At 71.1% G+C, this 16,341-nt stretch carries 13 protein-coding genes, 1 pseudogene and 1 riboswitch; of the genes and pseudogenes, 8 read left to right on the forward strand and 6 right to left on the reverse strand.

The features are described from left to right. Positions 1-28: 28 nt before the first annotated feature. Entirely contained in the window at positions 29-784 is a 756-nt protein-coding gene (locus tag ACYBSK_RS33230; RefSeq protein WP_457480970.1) for a decaprenylphospho-beta-D-erythro-pentofuranosid-2-ulose 2-reductase, read from the forward strand. A gap of 7 nt (positions 785-791) precedes the next feature. On the opposite strand, the gene ACYBSK_RS33235 is transcribed toward ACYBSK_RS33230, so the two are convergent. The 3 genes from ACYBSK_RS33235 to ACYBSK_RS33245 all read right to left on the reverse strand — a co-directional run bounded on the left by ACYBSK_RS33235 (position 792) and on the right by ACYBSK_RS33245 (position 4,132). Beyond that, positions 792-1,376, reverse strand: coding sequence for a 2'-5' RNA ligase family protein (locus ACYBSK_RS33235; protein ID WP_460244316.1), 585 nt, complete (start codon positions 1,374-1,376; stop codon positions 792-794). 56 nt (positions 1,377-1,432) lie between these two features. Beyond that, entirely contained in the window at positions 1,433-2,449 is a 1,017-nt protein-coding gene (gene trpS / locus ACYBSK_RS33240) for a tryptophan--tRNA ligase (RefSeq protein WP_457480972.1), read from the reverse strand. Positions 2,450-2,683: 234 nt separating this feature from the next. Then, positions 2,684-4,132, reverse strand: coding sequence for a glycine hydroxymethyltransferase (locus tag ACYBSK_RS33245; RefSeq protein WP_457480973.1), 1,449 nt, complete (start codon positions 4,130-4,132; stop codon positions 2,684-2,686). A gap of 29 nt (positions 4,133-4,161) precedes the next feature. Then, positions 4,162-4,248: riboswitch (ZMP/ZTP riboswitch) on the reverse strand. A 110-nt stretch (positions 4,249-4,358) separates the two neighbouring features. Here ACYBSK_RS33245 and rocD point away from each other — a divergent pair. Further along, on the forward strand, positions 4,359-5,564 hold the full coding sequence (gene rocD, locus ACYBSK_RS33250) for an ornithine--oxo-acid transaminase (RefSeq protein ID WP_460244317.1): 1,206 nt from the start codon (positions 4,359-4,361) through the stop codon (positions 5,562-5,564). Between the two features lie 7 nt (positions 5,565-5,571). Here rocD and ACYBSK_RS33255 read toward each other — a convergent pair whose 3' ends face one another. Genes ACYBSK_RS33255 through pdxR form a run of 3 tightly spaced genes read right to left on the reverse strand, consistent with a single transcriptional unit; the run spans position 5,572 to position 8,633 of the window. After that, the gene (locus ACYBSK_RS33255; protein WP_460244318.1) at positions 5,572-6,762 is read right to left on the reverse strand and encodes a glutathionylspermidine synthase family protein; all 1,191 of its coding nucleotides are present in this window, start codon (positions 6,760-6,762) and stop codon (positions 5,572-5,574) included. Positions 6,763-6,782: 20 nt separating this feature from the next. Beyond that, complete coding sequence (locus ACYBSK_RS33260) at positions 6,783-7,169, reverse strand: hypothetical protein (protein WP_457480976.1); 387 nt, start codon at positions 7,167-7,169, stop codon at positions 6,783-6,785. A gap of 42 nt (positions 7,170-7,211) precedes the next feature. Beyond that, positions 7,212-8,633, reverse strand: coding sequence for a MocR-like pyridoxine biosynthesis transcription factor PdxR (gene pdxR, locus ACYBSK_RS33265; RefSeq protein WP_460244319.1), 1,422 nt, complete (start codon positions 8,631-8,633; stop codon positions 7,212-7,214). Positions 8,634-8,680: 47 nt separating this feature from the next. On the opposite strand from pdxR, the gene ACYBSK_RS33270 reads away from it, so the two are divergent. The 6 genes and pseudogenes from ACYBSK_RS33270 (at position 8,681) to ACYBSK_RS33295 (ending at position 16,341) form a co-directional block, all read left to right on the forward strand. Then, positions 8,681-9,226: a carboxymuconolactone decarboxylase family protein gene (locus ACYBSK_RS33270; protein ID WP_460244320.1), complete on the forward strand. Its 546-nt coding sequence runs from the start codon at positions 8,681-8,683 to the stop codon at positions 9,224-9,226. Then, entirely contained in the window at positions 9,223-9,678 is a 456-nt protein-coding gene (locus ACYBSK_RS33275) for a carboxymuconolactone decarboxylase family protein (RefSeq protein WP_460244321.1), read from the forward strand. Before ACYBSK_RS33270 ends, ACYBSK_RS33275 begins: the two co-directional genes overlap by 4 nt. A 34-nt stretch (positions 9,679-9,712) precedes the next feature. Beyond that, on the forward strand, positions 9,713-10,441 hold the full coding sequence (locus ACYBSK_RS33280) for an isocitrate lyase/PEP mutase family protein (protein WP_460244322.1): 729 nt from the start codon (positions 9,713-9,715) through the stop codon (positions 10,439-10,441). 187 nt (positions 10,442-10,628) lie between these two features. Next, positions 10,629-10,934, forward strand: coding sequence for an SseB family protein (locus tag ACYBSK_RS33285; protein ID WP_460244323.1), 306 nt, complete (start codon positions 10,629-10,631; stop codon positions 10,932-10,934). Continuing rightward, a complete protein-coding gene (locus tag ACYBSK_RS33290; RefSeq protein ID WP_460244324.1) occupies positions 10,931-11,536 on the forward strand; it encodes a hypothetical protein in 606 nt (201 codons plus the stop codon). The genes ACYBSK_RS33285 and ACYBSK_RS33290 overlap by 4 nt, the downstream gene beginning before the upstream one ends. 3 nt (positions 11,537-11,539) lie before the next feature. After that, a pseudogene (locus tag ACYBSK_RS33295) lies at positions 11,540-16,341 on the forward strand (putative T7SS-secreted protein).

A 16,341-nucleotide genomic window follows, 5' to 3' on the forward strand; every position in this document is an offset into this window, starting at 1 on the left:
GCACGCACCCCCCTCTCCTGGAGCTTCGGTGAAAGACGCCTTCGGCACCCCCCAGTCCCTGCTCGTCCTCGGCGGCACCTCGCAGATCGCGCTCGCGACCGCCCGCCGCCTCGTCGCGCGGCGCACCCGCACGGTGTGGCTGGCGGGCCGCCCCTCCCCCGCGCTCGACGAGGCCGCGGCCTCGCTGCGCGCGCTCGGCGCCGACACCCGCACCGTCGCCTTCGACGCGCTGGACAGCGCCGCGCACGAGGAGACGCTCGGCAAGCTCTTCACCGAGGGCGACATCGACATGGTGCTGCTGGCCTTCGGCATCCTCGGCGACCAGGCCGGCGACGAGGACGACCCGATGGCCGCGGTGCGGGTCGCCCAGACCAACTACACGGGCGCCGTCTCCGCGAGCCTCGTGTGCGCGCGGGCGCTCCAGTCCCAGGGCCACGGCTCGCTCGTCGTGCTGTCGTCGGTGGCCGGTGAGCGGGCCCGCCGGGCCAACTTCATCTACGGCTCCAGCAAGGCGGGCCTCGACGCGTTCACGCAGGGCCTCGGGGACGCGCTGCACGGCACGGGCGTGCACGTGATGGTGGTGCGCCCCGGCTTCGTACGGTCGAGGGCGACGGCCGGGAGGGCGGAGACGCCGCTGGCCACGACGCCGGAGGCGGTGGCGGTGGCCATCGAGACGGGGCTGCGGCGCCGGTCGGAGACGGTGTGGGTGCCGGGGACGCTGCGCGTGGTGATGTCGGCGCTGCGGCACGTGCCGCGCCCCGTGTTCCGGCGGCTGCCGGTCTGAGCGGGTCCTACCGGGCGGGCAGCCGGGGCCCGCGGGTCGTCCGGCCGGAGGTCTGGGCGGGCAGCGCCGACGTGCCGAAGGCGAAGTCGCGCAGCTTGCGCCAGATCCCGTCCGCGCCCTGCTCGTAGAGCGCGAACCCGGTGCAGGCCCACGACGCCTCGTACTCGGCGAGCTCCTCGTACGCGCGGTCCATGGACGCCTCGTCGATGCCGTGCGCCACGGTCACGTGCGGGTGGTAGGGGAACTGGAGCTCGCGGGAGACCGGCCCGGACGCGTCCCGCACCTGCTTCTGGAGCCAGGTGCAGGCCTCGGCGCCCTCGACGACCTGCACGAACACGACGGGTGACAGCGGGCGGAAGGTGCCCGTGCCGGACAGCCGCATCGCGAAGGGGCGGCCGCCGGACGCGACCTCCTCCAGGTGCGCCTCGATGGCCGCCAGGTCGTCGGCGGCCACCTCGGTCGGTGGGAGCAGGGTGATGTGCGTGGGAATGCCGTGCGCCTGGGCGTCGCCGAAGCCCGTGCGCCGCTCCTGGAGCAGGCTGCCATGAGGCTCCGGGACCGCGATCGAGACACCGATCGTTACGGTCCCCACGTCATACTCCTGTCGTCGTGTGGCGGGCAGCGGTTCCCCCTGGTCAGGGGGCTTCTTCAGTGCTTGGCGGGCAGGAAGCCGACCTTCTCGTACGCCTGGGCGAGGGTCTCGGCCGCGACGGTCCGGGCCTTCTCCGCGCCCTTGGCCAGGATCGAGTCCAGCGTCTCGGGGTCGTCCAGGTATTCCTGGGTGCGGGTCCGGAACGGTGTCACGAAGTCCACCATGACCTCTGCCAGGTCCGTCTTCAGCGCACCGTACATCTTGCCCTCGTACTTCTTCTCCAGTTCCGGAATACCGGCACCGGTGAGGGTGGAGTAGATGGTGAGCAGGTTGCTGACGCCGGGCTTGTTCTCCGCGTCGTAGCGGATCACGGTGTCCGTGTCGGTGACCGCGCTCTTGACCTTCTTCGCCGTCGTCTTCGGCTCGTCCAGCAGGTTGATGAGGCCCTTCGGCGTGGACGCCGACTTGCTCATCTTGATCGACGGGTCCTGAAGGTCGTAGATCTTCGCCGTCTCCTTGAGGATGTACGGCGCCGGGAGCGTGAACGTGTCGCCGAAGCGGCCGTTGAAGCGGGTGGCGAGGTCGCGGGTCAGCTCGATGTGCTGGCGCTGGTCCTCACCGACCGGCACCTGGTCGGCCTGGTACAGCAGGATGTCGGCGACCTGGAGGACCGGGTACGTGAACAGGCCCACACTCGCCCGGTCGGCGCCCTGCTTCGCGGACTTGTCCTTGAACTGCGTCATGCGGCTGGCCTCGCCGAAGCCGGTGAGACAGTTCATGACCCAGGCCAGCTGGGCGTGCTCCGGCACGTGGCTCTGCACGAACAGCGTGCAGCGCTCCGGGTCGAGCCCCGCGGCGAGCAGCTGCGCGGCGGCGAGCCGGGTGTTGGCCCGCAGCTCCTTCGGGTCCTGCGGCACGGTGATGGCGTGCAGGTCCACGACCATGTAGAAGGCGTCGTGGGACTCCTGGAGCGCCACCCACTGGCGGACCGCGCCGAGGTAGTTGCCGAGGTGGAACGAGCCGGCGGTGGGCTGGATACCCGAGAGCACACGAGGGCGAACATCAGAGGCCATGTGCCTCATTGTCTCAGGTGCGCCCCACGGCTCCGCAGCGGCCAAAGGTCCTGTGCCGTCCGTGTCCCCAATGTGTCCCACCTCACGCCACCCCCGGGGCTCCGCCCCGGACCCCGCTCCTCAATCGCCGGAGGGGCTTGATGGGTCCGGGCCTCACTCGCGCATTGCCGCAAGGGCTCAATAGAGCCCCTGCGGCGATTGAGCAGCGGGGTCCGGGGCGGAGCCCCGTGCGGTTCAGGCGAGGTCGATCCGGTCGTACAGGGGGAAGGGGGCCAGGAGGTTCGAGGCGCGGTCGGCGATCTCCTCGGAGAGCTTCGCCTCCAGCACATGGCTCGCCTTCGACACCGCCCCGGACTTCGTCCGCCCCGGCTCCGCCGCCCCGAGCACCCGGTCGATCAGCCCCGCGATCTCGTCCATCTCGGCCGCGCCCAGCCCCCGCGTGGTCAGCGCGGGCGTACCGATCCGGATGCCGGACGTGTACCACGCCCCGTTCGGGTCCGCCGGAATCGCGTTGCGGTTCGTGACGATGCCGGAGTCGAGGAGGGCGGCCTCGGCCTGCCGACCGGTGAGGTCGTAGGACGACGCGACGTCGATGAGGTTCAGGTGGTTGTCCGTGCCGCCGGTGACGAGCGTGGCGCCCCGCCGCATGAGGCCCTCGGCCAGCGCCCGCGCGTTGTCGACGATGCGCTGCGCGTAGTCCTGGAACGCCGGCTGCCGCGCCTCCGCGAGGGCGACCGCCTTCGCGGCCATGACGTGCGGCAGCGGCCCGCCGAGCACCATCGGGCAGCCCCGGTCGACCTGGTCCTTCAGCGAGTCGTCGCACAGCACCATGCCGCCGCGCGGCCCCCGCAGCGACTTGTGCGTGGTCGTCGTCACGATCTGCGCGTGCGGCACCGGGTCGAAGTCGCCCGTGAGCACCTTGCCCGCGACGAGGCCCGCGAAGTGCGCCATGTCGACCATGAGCGTGGCGCCCACCTCGTCGGCGATCTCCCGCATGATCCGGAAGTTCACGAGCCGCGGGTACGCGGAGTACCCGGCGACGATGATCATCGGCTTGAACTCGCGGGCCTGCGCGCGCAGCGCCTCGTAGTCGATGAGGCCGGTCGCGGGGTCGGTGCCGTACGAGCGCTGGTCGAACATCTTGCCGGAGATGTTCGGCCGGAAGCCGTGCGTGAGGTGGCCGCCCGCGTCCAGCGACATGCCGAGCATCCGCTGGTTGCCGAAGGCGCGCCGCAGCTCGGCCCAGTCCTCCTCGGTGAGGTCGTTGATCTGGCGGACGCCGGTCTTCTCCAGGAACGGCGCCTCGACCCGGTCGGCGAGCACGGCCCAGAAGGCGACGAGGTTGGCGTCGATCCCGGAGTGCGGCTGCACGTACGCGTGCCGCGCGCCGAACAGCTCGCGCGCGTGCTCCGCGGCGAGCGACTCGACGGTGTCGACGTTGCGGCACCCCGCGTAGAAACGGCGGCCGACGGTGCCCTCGGCGTACTTGTCGGAGAACCAGTTGCCCATGGTGAGCAGCGTCGCCGGGGACGCGTAGTTCTCGGACGCGATCAGCTTCAGCATCTCGCGCTGGTCGGTCAGCTCCTGCGCGATGGCGTCGGCGACGCGGGGCTCCACGGCGCGTACGACGTCGAGGGCCGCGCGGTACGCGGTGGACTCGGGAGTCAGCGGGGAATCGGTCATGGGGGCAACCTCCGGACACGGTCGGTTCACGGGTCGGCCCAGGCGCACGGCACTCACTGCTCGGGCCGCTCCCCGATGGTCGATCCCATCCCAGCGCGCCAGTCACGGCCCTGCCCTCACAGTACCGGGCGCGCCGCGCGGCGAGGTTTCCACGTCCACATCGCGAGCGACGATAGGAAAGGGCCACAAACCCGCTCAGCGCACAGCCGCGACGAACGGAGATCCCGTGAGTGCCACCGACGCAGCAATCGCCCTCGCCGAAGACCACGGCGCGCACAACTACCATCCGCTCCCCGTGGTCGTCGCCACCGCCGAGGGCGCGTGGCTGACCGACGTCGAGGGGCGGCGCTACCTCGACATGCTCGCCGGTTACTCGGCGCTCAACTTCGGGCACGGCAACCGCCGGCTCATCGACGCAGCGAAGGCCCAGCTGGAGCGGGTGACGCTGACCTCGCGGGCGTTCCACCACGACCGGTTCGGCGCCTTCTGCACCGAGCTCGCCGCGCTGTGCGGCAAGGAGATGGTGCTGCCGATGAACACGGGCGCGGAGGCCGTCGAGACCGCCGTGAAGACCGCCAGGAAGTGGGGTTACCGGGTCAAGGGCGTACCGGACGGGCGGGCCAGGATCGTGGTCGCCTCCGACAACTTCCACGGCCGTACGACGACCATCGTCAGCTTCTCCACCGACGAGGAGGCCCGCGCCGACTTCGGCCCGTACACGCCGGGCTTCGACATCGTCCCGTACGGGGACCTGGACGCGCTGCGCGCCGCGGTCACGGACGACACGGTCGCGGTGCTCCTTGAGCCGATCCAGGGCGAGGCGGGCGTGCTCGTCCCGCCGCCCGGCTATCTCGCGGGCGTACGGGAGCTGACCCGTGAGCGGAACGTGCTGTTCGTCGCCGACGAGATCCAGTCGGGGCTCGGGCGGACCGGCCGCACCTTCGCGTGCGAGCACGAGGGCGTCGTGCCGGACGTGTACGTGCTGGGCAAGGCGCTCGGCGGCGGCGTCGTGCCGGTGTCCGCGGTGGTGGCGGACCGGGACGTGCTCGGGGTGTTCCGGCCGGGCGAGCACGGGTCGACGTTCGGCGGGAACCCGCTCGCCTGCGCCGTGGCCCTGGAGGTGATCGCGATGCTGCGCACCGGCGAGTTCCAGGAGCGGGCCACGGAGCTGGGCGAGCATCTGCACGCCGAGCTGGGCCTGCTGAGCGGCACGGGCAAGGTCACCGGGGTGCGCGGGCGCGGACTGTGGGCGGGCGTCGACATCGACCCGTCGTTCGGTACGGGCCGGGAGATCTCGGAGAAGCTGATGGAGCGGGGCGTGCTGGTGAAGGACACGCACGGGTCCACCATCCGGATCGCCCCGCCGCTGGTGATCGGCAAGGACGATCTGGACTGGGGACTCGATCAGCTCCGGGCGGTACTGGGGGCCTGACGGCGGCTCACAGGATGACGTGGGGCAGGAAGCGGGCGTACTCGTCCGTGACCAGCCCCGCCGATTCCCTGATGCCGAGGCCCGCCGACTCGTCCTCGACGACCCACGCGCCGAGGACGACGCGGTTGCCGTCGAAGTCGGGCAGCTCCGCCAACTCCTGGTAGCAGCACGCCTCTTCGGGGTTCGCGGGCGCGTCGCCGGGCCGGTGGACCGTGACGCCCGCGCCCTCCCGGCCGAGCAGCGGCTTCGCCACGTAGCCCGGTCCGTCGGCGGCGGCGAGTTCGCGGGGACCGTCGAGGTACGCGGGGAGCAGGTTCGGATGGTCCGGGTACAGCTCCCAGAGGATCGCCAGCAGCGCCTTGTTGCTGAGCAGCATCTTCCAGGCCGGCTCGATCCACATCGTCGTACCGGTGCCGCCGCCGTTGTCGAGGCCGGCGAGGACGTGTTCGGCGAACGCGTCGGTGGTCAGCCACTCCCACGGGTACAGCTTGAAACAGCTGCGGATGTACCGGAGTTGGTTGTCGACGAACCGTTCGGAGATGCTGTCCCAGCCGATCTCCTCCATGGAGATCCAGTCGGTGTCCAGGCCCGCCTGTTCGGCGGTCTCCTTCAGGTAGCCGACCGTCATCAGGTCCTCGCCGAGTTCGTCGGCCGAGGAGTGCGCGAAGTACAGCGGGCTGCCCGGCGGGAGCAGCGCGGCCTGCTTCTTCCAGGCGTCGACCAGCCGCTCGTGCAGCGAGTTCCACTGGTCGGCGCCAGGGAAGCGCTCCTCCATCCAGAACCACTGAGGGCTGGCCGCCTCCACCAGGGAGGTGGGGGTGTCCGCGTTGTACTCCAGGAGCTTCGCCGGGCCCGTACCGTCGTAGCGGAGGTCGAACCGGCCGTAGACGGACGGGAGTTCGGCGCGCCGCTCCCAGGCCTCGGCGACCGCCGCGGCGACCCGCGGGTCGGTGATGCCGAGGTCGGCGAAGCGGTCGGTGCGCACGATGTGCTCGGCAGCGGCGAGGCACATGCGGTGCAGTTCCTCGACGACCTCCTCCAGCGCCTCGACCTCGGGCAGGGTGAACTCGTAGTAGGCGCTCTCGTCCCAGTACGGGCGCAGCGAGTCGTCCGGGTAGCGGGTGAGCGGGTAGATGAGCCCCTGTTCCTCGACGGTCTGCTGCCAGCCGGGGCGCGGGGTGATGGTGTGTCGCTTCATCGCGGTGTCTCCGGCCGGGCTCAGCCGCCGGAGCTTCCGCCCTTGCCGCCGCTGCCGAAGCCGCCGCGGGTGACGCCGCCGCCGGACGACTTGGAGAAGGAGCCGCCGCCGACGCGGGTGCCCTTCTTCGAACCGCCGTAGTACCAGCTGCCGTTGACCGACGACTTGCCGGACGAGGACTTGCAGTACTTGTCGGAGACGACCTTGTAGCCCTTGCCCGCGTTGTAGCTGTTCTTGTCGATGCAGCGCCGGTCCGCGTCGGAGTCCGACGAGCAGGCGGTGAGCGCGGCGGCCAGCAGGCCCACGCCGCCGAGGGCGACGGTGCCGGAGCGCAGCCGCCGGGTGACCGCCTTGCTCGCGGCGGCCGGGCCGCCCGCGCTCTCCACGCCGTCCTTGCTGTCCTTCATGACGTTTCCCCCGTCGTTCGTCCTACGTTCTTCGTACCCGCCCTACGGCAGGACCCGGCACAGGGTATCCAACGCGCCCGGCCACGTGTGGTCGGGCGGAGTGCCGTAGCCGACCACCAGGGCGTCGGGAGCCGATTGCCCCTGGGGCGCGGACTCATGCCTGAAGGAGGAGAGCCCGGCGACGCCGAGGCGCTGCCAGGCGGCGGCCCGCACCACGGAGCGTTCGGTGCCCGGCGGGAGGCGGAGCACGGCGTGCAGCCCGGCCGCGATGCCGGTGGCGCGCACGTCCGGGGCGCGTTCGGCGAGCGCGGCGACGAGCTGGTCGCGGCGGCGCCGGTAGCGCAGCCGGGCGGCGCGCACATGACGGTCGTACGCCCCGGAGCGCAGGAACTCGGCGAGGGTGAGCTGGTCGAGGACGCCGCAGGACCAGTCGGTGTGCCCCTTGGCGGCGACGACCTCGTCGACGAGCGGCGCGGGCAGCACCATCCAGCCGAGCCGCAGCCCCGGCGCGAGGGACTTGCTGGCGGTGCCGAGGTAGACGACGCGGTCGGGGTCGAGGCCCTGGAGCGCGCCGACGGGCTGGCGGTCGTAGCGGAACTCGCCGTCGTAGTCGTCCTCCAGGATCAGCGAGCCGGTGCGGCGCGCCCAGTCGAGGACGGCGGTGCGGCGGCGCGGATGGAGGGCGGCGCCAAGGGGGAACTGGTGGGCGGGCGTGAGGAGTACGGCACCCTCGTCGCCCAACACCTCGGTATCGGCCCCGAGTTCGTCGACCGGGAGCGGGCGGGTGCGCAGGCCGGGGCGGGTGAGGTAGTTCAGGTGGAGGTCGAGCCCGTACGCCTCCACGGCGACGTCACGCACGCCGCGGCGGTGCAGGACCTCGCCCAGCAGCTGCGCGCCCTGCACGAATCCGGCGCAGACGACGATCCGCTCCGGAGATGCCTGGACGCCGCGGGCGCGGGCGAGGTAGTCGGCGAGGGCGACGCGCAGTTCGGGGCGACCGCGCGGGTCGCCGTAGCCGAGGGCCTCGTTCGGGGCGGCGTTCAGGGCACGGCGGGCGGCCTTCAGCCACTCGGCGCGGGGGAAGGCGGCGAGGTCGGGGCGGCCGGGGTGGAGGTCGTAGCGGTGGCCGCCGAAGGGGACGTGGTGGGTGACGGGGGCCGGGGCGGGGGCCTGGGCGGGGCGTTCGGCGACGCGGGTGCCGGAGCCCTGCCGGGCGGTGAGCCAGCCCTCGGCGACGAGGTCGGCGTAGGCGTCGGCGACCGTGTTGCGGGCGAGGCCGAGGTCGGCGGCGAGGGCGCGGGAGGCGGGCAGGCGGGTGCCGGGGGCGAGCCGCCCGCCGCGTACGGCCTCGCGGAGGGCGTCGGTCAGCCCGCGGCGGACGCCTCCGGCGGAGTGCCGGTCGAGGTGCAGGTCGATGCCGCCGAGCGCTCGCCCGGATGCCGAATTGGCCCAAGATTCTTCCACGTAAATGGACCATACTCCTGGGCTACTCCGTCCGTAGGCTTCGAAGCATGACACCCAACGAAACCCCCCAGAACCCCCAGACCCCTCAGAACTCCACCGAACCCTCCGAGACCCCCGCATACGTTCACGAGCACACCCCCCGCCTGGACTGGCACCGGCTCGCGCCCGACGTCTTCAAGGCGATGGTCCGGCTGGACGCGGCGGCCCGCGCCGGCGTGGACCCCAAGATCGCCGAACTGGTCAAGATCCGCGCCTCCCAGCTCAACCGCTGCGCGCTCTGCCTCGACATGCACAGCAAGGACGCGCTCGCGGCGGGCGAGAGCGTGGAGCGGATCATCCAGCTCAGCGCGTGGGAGGAGTCGAAGCACTACTACACGGAGAAGGAGATCGCGGCCCTCGAACTGACCGAGGCGATCACCGTCCTCACCGACGGTTTCGTGCCGGACGACGTGTACGAGAAGGCGGCGAAGGTCTTCGGCGAGCAGGAGCTGGCGCAGCTGATCGCGGCGATCACGGTCATCAACGCGTGGAACCGCTTCGGCGTCTCCACCCGCCAGTCGCCGGGGCACTACACGCCGGGCGACTTCAAGTGACCTTCCGCACGCGGGAGTTGGACGCCGGGGTCGTCGCGGCGATGCGGGCGCTGAGCGCGGCTGCGAAGAAGGGCCTCGACGACCCGGCCCTCACCGAACTGGTGGCGATCCGGGCGTCGCAGCTGAACGCGTGCGCGTTCTGCCTGGACATGCACGTGGACATCGCGGTGCGCACGAACGGCGAGACCGCGAAGCGCATCGCGCTCCTGAACGCGTGGCGGGAGGCGGGCGACGTCTTCGACGGCCGGGAAAGGGCTGCCCTGGCCCTGACGGAGGCGGTTACGCTCCTGCCGGACGACCGCGTTCCCGTCCCGGACGAGGTGTACGCGGAGGCGGCCGAGCACTTCACGGAACCGGAACTGGCCCACCTCATCGCGTCGATCGTGGTGATCAACACCTGGAACCGACTGATGGTGAGCCGCCGCATCGAACCGGGAGGCCGCGCGTGGTAAGCAGGCATGTGGCTGGGGTGGGGGGCCGCGCGTGGTGAGTACGAACGATGTCACGGGATTCCGCACGCTGCACCACGACCGCTCCCCCGGCGACCCGCTGGTCCTGCCCGGACCGTGGGACGCCGCGAGCGCCCGCGTCTTCGAGGAGACCGGCTTCACGGCGCTGGCGACGCCGAGCGCGGGGGTGGCCGCGTCCCTCGGCTACGAGGACGGTTCGACGCCCGCCGACGAGATGTTCGCGGCGGTCCGCCGGATCGTGCGCGCGGTGTCGGTACCGGTGTCGGCGGACATCGAGGGCGGCTACGGCCTCGCGCCCAAGGAACTGGTGGAACGCCTCCTGGAGACCGGCGCGGTCGGCTGCAACCTGGAGGACTCCGACCACACGACCGGCACCCTCAAGTCCGCCGCGGCGCACGCCGATTGGCTGGCGGAGGTGCGCGCGGCGGCGGGCGACCGCCTGTTCCTGAACGCACGCGTCGACACGTTCATCAGGAGCGTCCCGGACCCGGTCGCCGAGGCGGTGGAACGGGCCCGGCTGTACGTCGCGGCGGGCGCGGACTGCGTGTACCCGATCGGCGCCCCTCTCGACGCCGTACCCGCCCTGCGCTCCGCGATCGCCGGCCCGATCAACGTGGGCGCCCCACCCGGCGGCCCTTCCCTGCGGGAGTGGGGCGCGTCGGGCGCGACGCGGATCACGTTCGGGCCGGGGTTGCAGCGGAGGGCGATGGGGGTGGTGCGGGAGATCGCGGAAGGTCTGCGCTGACCGCACGCCGAACGCGCGCGCCGCCACCCGCACCTGTGACCTCACCGGCAGCTCCCGTCACTTGTTGCTCACGCGCAGTCACGCGTGCCAGGATCGTTGGCCATGCATACGGGGGGCCGGGGCGGCAGAGGCCGCGCGGCAAGAATTCGCGGCACTGCTGGGGGAATTCCGGCGGACGGCGGTGCTGGTGCCGCTGGACGACCGGGACGGACTGTGGTCGGCGGAGTCCGGCGGGCTGCGCTGGATCTGCGCGTTCTCGCACGAGGAAGCGCTGGCCCGCTTCGTACAGGCCCGGGGTGCGGAGGCGACCGCCCGCGACTGGCCCTATCTGAAGATCCTGGGCGCACGGCTGCTGGACGAGGCGGTCGGCGCCGCGGGCGTTCCGTGCGGAGTCGCCCTGGATCCGGGGTCGGCGGACGGCGTGCTCTTCCCGCCGATGACCGGCATCGTCCCGGACGCGGTCGCCCTGGACGCCGAGGACGCGGCCGTATGAGCGGGGACGGATACCAGGTCGACCCGGAAGCCCTGGACCGCGTCACCAAGGGCATCAACGCCGCGATGTCGGAGCTCAAGGAACTGGGCTTCGACATCGAGGCGAACCTCGGGCGCGGCTTCGACGAGCTGGAGTTGACCGGCCTGGAGTCCGGACACGGCGGCCTTACGCAGGTGTTCGCCGAGTTCTGCGACCAGTGGAGCTGGGGTGTGCGGTCGCTGATGCAGAACGCGAACGACCTCGCGCGCGGCCTCGGACTGTCAGCCGGGGCCTATCACGAGCAGGAGCAGTACATCTCGACGACGTTGAAGGGGACGTACGACGGACTTGTCGGCAATCCGTACCTCTCCGAGGACGAGGCGGCGCGGCAGAGCTGGAGCGACACGCTCAAGAGCCCGGTGACCGAGCCCTTGAACCCGGATTTCTCGGCGGAGTCCGCCCTGCGGGCGCAGCAGACCGAGGCGGCATGGGATCAAGCGGCGCAGAACGCGCAGTCCTCTCCGCTGCTGGGCCCGGCCGCCGCGGTGGCCGGGCAGGACACGGACGTCGAGTGGCAGTGGGACGGTCCTCCCGCGCCCGAGAACCCCGAAGGGCGGAGCTGACCCGTGGGCATCGGGGGATTCATCGACGGGGTCGGCGACGGTCTCGGGAGCGCTGTCGGCTCGGCGAAGAAGGCCGTCGGCGGGGCGGTCGAGTGGGGCTCGGACAAGGTGGCCGACGGCCTCGACCACGTCGGCCTGGACGGCACGGCCGAGAACGTGCGCGACGGTGGTGAGGCACTGGCCAACCGCCTGGGCGCGCAGGTCGGCGAGCGCAATCTCGGCGAGAGCGACGAGCCCAAGGAACTCGTCCACGGCAGCCCGGCCAAGATCGAGGCCACCGCGAAGCACCTGCGGGACTTCTCCGGCGCGTTCGAGAACGTCGGGCAGGGGCTGCGCGGCCTGGACTCGGGTGACTGGCGGGGCAGTGCCGCCGACGCGTTCCGGGAGAAGTTCGAACCCCAGCCCAAGGCGTGGCTCACCGCGGCGGACGCCTGCGAATCGGCTGCCAAGGCCCTGGAGGCGTACGGGGACACGGTTCGCTGGGCGCAGACGCAGGCCCAGGAGGCCATCGCGAAGTGGCGGGCCGCCGAGCAGACCTCGAAGGACGCGATCAACAGCTACAACGCCCGCGTCGACGCCTACAACAGTGACGTCGCGGCGTACAACAGCACGGTCGAGCAAGGGGGCGCACCGGACAGCACTCCGGTGAAACCCGGGCCGTTCACCGACCCGGGCAAGGAGGGCCGGGAGGCGGCGGAGCATCTGCTCGTCGAGGCGCGCAGGCAGCGCGACGACGCGGGTCAGGACGCGCAGAGGCTGGTGGCCGCGGCGCTGGAGAAGGCGCCGGCGAAGCCGGACTTCACGGATCGGTTGCTGGCCAACGGCACGGACCTGCTCACGGCGGACGTGCTCAGCGGGGTCCATGTGACCGGCGGCGTCGTCAAGGGCCTCACCGACATGGTGAAGCTGGGCCGCACCTTCAACCCGGTGGCCCCCTACAACCTCTCCCACCCGGCCGAAGCCATGGCCCAGCAACAGATGGTGCTGGCCGGGCTGACCGGTCTCGCCTCGCACCCCGAGCAGCTCCCGAAAGCGATCGTCGGCTCGGGCTGGAAGAGCGACCCGAGCGAGGCCGCCGGCGTCTTCCTTTCGAACCTGATCGGCGGCAAGGGCGCGGGCGGGGCCGCCAAGGCGGGGCTGCGGGGTGCGGTGAAGTCGGGCGCCAAGGGCGCGGCCGAGGGCACGGCGCGCGGAGGACTGCGCGAAGGCCTCAGGGAACTCGGCCGCAAGTTCATCCACCGCACGTGCAAGACGGACCCGGTGGACGTCGCGACCGGCCGAATGCTGCTGCCGCAGACGGACATCAGCCTGCCCGCGCTGCTGCCCCTCACCTTCGAGCGGTTCTTCGAGTCGTCGTGGCGGGCGGGCCGCTGGTTCGGCCCGACCTGGACGTCAACCGCCGACCAGCGCCTGGAGGTCGACACCGAAGGCGTCATCTTCGTCAGCGCCGACGGCACCATGCTCGCCTACCCGCACCCGGCGCCGGGCCTGCCCGTCCTGCCGGCCGAGGGCGCGCGCTGGCCGCTGGCCATCGACGTACACGGCGACTACACCCTCACCGACCCCGAGTCCGGCCGCGAGTGGCAGTTCGACGCCCCCGTCGAGGGCCCGGACGGCATCGCGCCGCTCGCTCAGATATCGGACCGCACCGGCCAGTGGATCACCTTCGCCTACGACGACGAGGGCGCGCCCACCTCGATCGCGCACAGCGCGGGCTACTGCCTGAGGGTCAGCACTTCCGTCGGGAGGATCACCGCCCTGCACCTGGTGGGCGCGGCTGAGGACGGCGGGGACACCGAGATCGTGCGGTTCGGCTACGACGAGTCGGGCCACCTCTGCGAAGTCACCAACTCCTCCGGAACCCCGACCCGTTACGGCAACGACTTCCTCGGCCGCATCACGTCCTGGACCGACACGAACGGCTCGTCCTTCCACTACGTCTACGACGACCGGGACCGCTGCATCAGCCAGGGTGGCGCCGAAGGCCACATGGTCAACACGTTCATGTACGGCGACCGGGATCCGGAGACCGGCCACAGCACCACGGCGATCACCAACTCCCTGGGCCACACGAGCCGTTACCTGATCAACGACAAGTGTCAGGTGGTGGCGGAGACCGACCCGACGGGCGCGACGACGCGCACCACGTACGACCGCTTCGACAAGGTCCGTTCAATCACCGACCCGACCGGCCGGACCACCCGGTTCGTGTACGACACGGCGGGTCGGCTGAGCCTGGTGATCCGCCCGGACGGCCACTACACCAGCGTCGCCCGGGGCGCCTGGGCCTGCCCACCACGACGGTCTCCCCCGACGGCGCGGTGTGGCACCGCACGTACGACGAGCGCGGGAATCCCACCTCCGTCACCGACCCGGCCGGCGCCACGACCCGTTACACGTACGCGCCTTCGGGCCACCTGACCGCGATCACGGACGCCCTCGGAGCGACGACGACGGTCACGACGAACCGCGCGGGCCTGCCCCTGTCGGTGACCGACCCCCTCGGCGCGACCACGACGTACGAACACGACACGTTCGGCCGCACGATCCGCGTCACGAACGCGCTCGGCCACCGCACGTGGATGGACTGGACGGTGGAGGGCAAGCTCGCGCGGCGCACGGCACCGGACGGCACGGTCGAGGCGTGGACGTACGACGGCGAGGGCAACTGCACCCGCCACACGGACGCCCTGGGCCAGGTCACCACGTTCGAGTACACCCACTTCGACCTCCTCACGGCCCGCACGGATCCCGACGGCACGCGCCACACGTTCACCCACGACACGGAACTCCGCCTCACCCGGGTCACCAACCCGCAGGGCCTGACATGGGACTACGCGTACGACCCGGCGGGGCGGCTGGCCGCGGAGACGGACTTCGACGACCGCCGGGTGACGTACGGCCACGACCCCGCGGGCCGCCTCACGACCCGCACCACACCGCTCGGCGAGGCGATCACCCTCGCCTACGACCCGCTAGGCAACCTGACGACGAAGGAGGTGGGCGGCGAACTCACGGAGTACGCCTACGACGTGGCCGGCCGCCCCACCCGGATCAGCGGCCCGGACGCCACGCTCACGTACACGTACGACGCGGCGGGCCGCACCCTGTCCGAGACGACGAACGGGCGGACGGTCACCTACACGTACGACACGCTCGGCCGCCGCGCGTCCCGCACCACGCCCACCGGCGCCGTCAGCGAGTGGTCGTACGACGCTGCGGGCAACCGCACCGCACTCACGGCCTCGGGCCGCACCCTCTCCTTCACCCACGACGCCCTCGGCCAGGAACTGACCCGCACGCTCGGCGACCGGCTGACCCTGACCAGCACCTGGGACCCGTTGGGCCGCCTCACGGCACACGACGTGGCGGGGCCGGGCGCGGAGAGTCTCCAGCACCGCACCTACACCTACCGCGCCGACGGCAACCTCACCGCCATCGACGACGCCCTCAACGGCCCCCGCCGCTTCACCCTGGACGTCGCGGGCCGCGTGACAACGGTGAGCGCCCGCAACTGGTCGGAGACCTACGCCTACGACTCCGCGGGCAACCAGACACAGGCCGACTGGCCGGACCGCATGCCGGGTGGCCAGGACGCGACCGGCGAACGCGCGTACACCGGCACCCGCATCACCCGCGCGGGCAACATCCGCTACGAACACGACGCGGCGGGCCGCACCACCCTCCGCCAGAAGACCCGCCTCTCCCGCAAGCCGGACACCTGGCACTACACCTGGGACGCGGAAGACCGCCTGACGACGTGCACCACCCCCGACGGCACACGGTGGCGCTACCGCTACGACCCACTGGGCCGCCGGGTGGCGAAACAACGCCTGGCGGCGGACGCCGAAACGGTCGTGGAACAGGTCGACTTCACGTGGGACGGCGCAACCCTCTGCGAACAGACGACGCACGCACCGGCTACACCTCAACCGGCGATCTCCCTCACATGGGACCATCGAGGGCTGCACCCTGTCATCCAACGTGAACGGAAAACCGCAGCTCGCGCGCGCCATGACGAAATTGACGAACGCTTCTTCGCTGTCGTCACCGACCTCGTCGGCACCCCCACCGAGCTCCTCGACGAATCCGGAGCCATCGCCGCCCGCTCCCGGAGCACCCTCTGGGGAAATACGGTCTGGAGCCGGAAGTCAACCGCCCACACCCCCCTACGCTCCCCCGGTCAATATCTCGACCCGGAGACGGAGCTGCATCAGAACTACTTCCGCAATTATGACCCGGAGACCGCACGCTACCTTTCTCCAGACCCCATGGGACTGGAACCCTCACCCAACCCTGTCTCCTACGTAAGTAATCCACACGCATGGTCCGACCCGCTTGGACTCTCGGCATGCCCACGCGACCTGTACCACGGAACAACAAAAGAAGCGGCCGAGGCAATTCTTCGCGACGGAGTAAACCCGAACTTCAGCCGTAGGGCAATGGATTTCGGGAAGGGCGGGTTCTACGTAACCGAGGACCTTGCACAAGCGCAGAAGTGGGCCGCTCGACTGGGTGGAGAGAACGGCGGAGCAGTCCTCCACTTCAAAATCGCTCCTGAGAAACTCGAGGGACTCGCGCGCAGGACGTTCGACGGCCCCAGCGATGAACTGTCGAACTTCTTCAGGCACAATAGGAGCGGCGGAGCAATGCACAGGTATGAAATGGTGGAGGGGCCGATGCTCCTCAACCTCAGAGATTTCATGCGAAAAGGGCGGGATGCTGCCATCGGAGGCCACCAAATCGCCTTCTTCGGCGAGAGGGCAGCGAAAGTACTCACGAACGGAATGCAAGGAACACTTTAG

Source organism: Streptomyces sp. BYX5S (assembly GCF_054724165.1).

Bases quoted from the DNA above. Each gene is read 5' to 3' on its own strand.
- ACYBSK_RS33255 (WP_460244318.1), bottom strand. From the start codon at position 6,762: ATGAAGCGACACACCATCACCCCGCGCCCCGGCTGGCAGCAGACCGTC.
- ACYBSK_RS33260 (WP_457480976.1), bottom strand. From the start codon at position 7,169: ATGAAGGACAGCAAGGACGGCGTGGAGAGCGCGGGCGGCCCGGCCGCC.
- ACYBSK_RS33245 (WP_457480973.1), bottom strand. From the start codon at position 4,132: ATGACCGATTCCCCGCTGACTCCCGAGTCCACCGCGTACCGCGCGGCC.
- trpS (WP_457480972.1), bottom strand. From the start codon at position 2,449: ATGGCCTCTGATGTTCGCCCTCGTGTGCTCTCGGGTATCCAGCCCACC.
- ACYBSK_RS33290 (WP_460244324.1), top strand. From the start codon at position 10,931: ATGAGCGGGGACGGATACCAGGTCGACCCGGAAGCCCTGGACCGCGTC.
- ACYBSK_RS33270 (WP_460244320.1), top strand. From the start codon at position 8,681: ATGACACCCAACGAAACCCCCCAGAACCCCCAGACCCCTCAGAACTCC.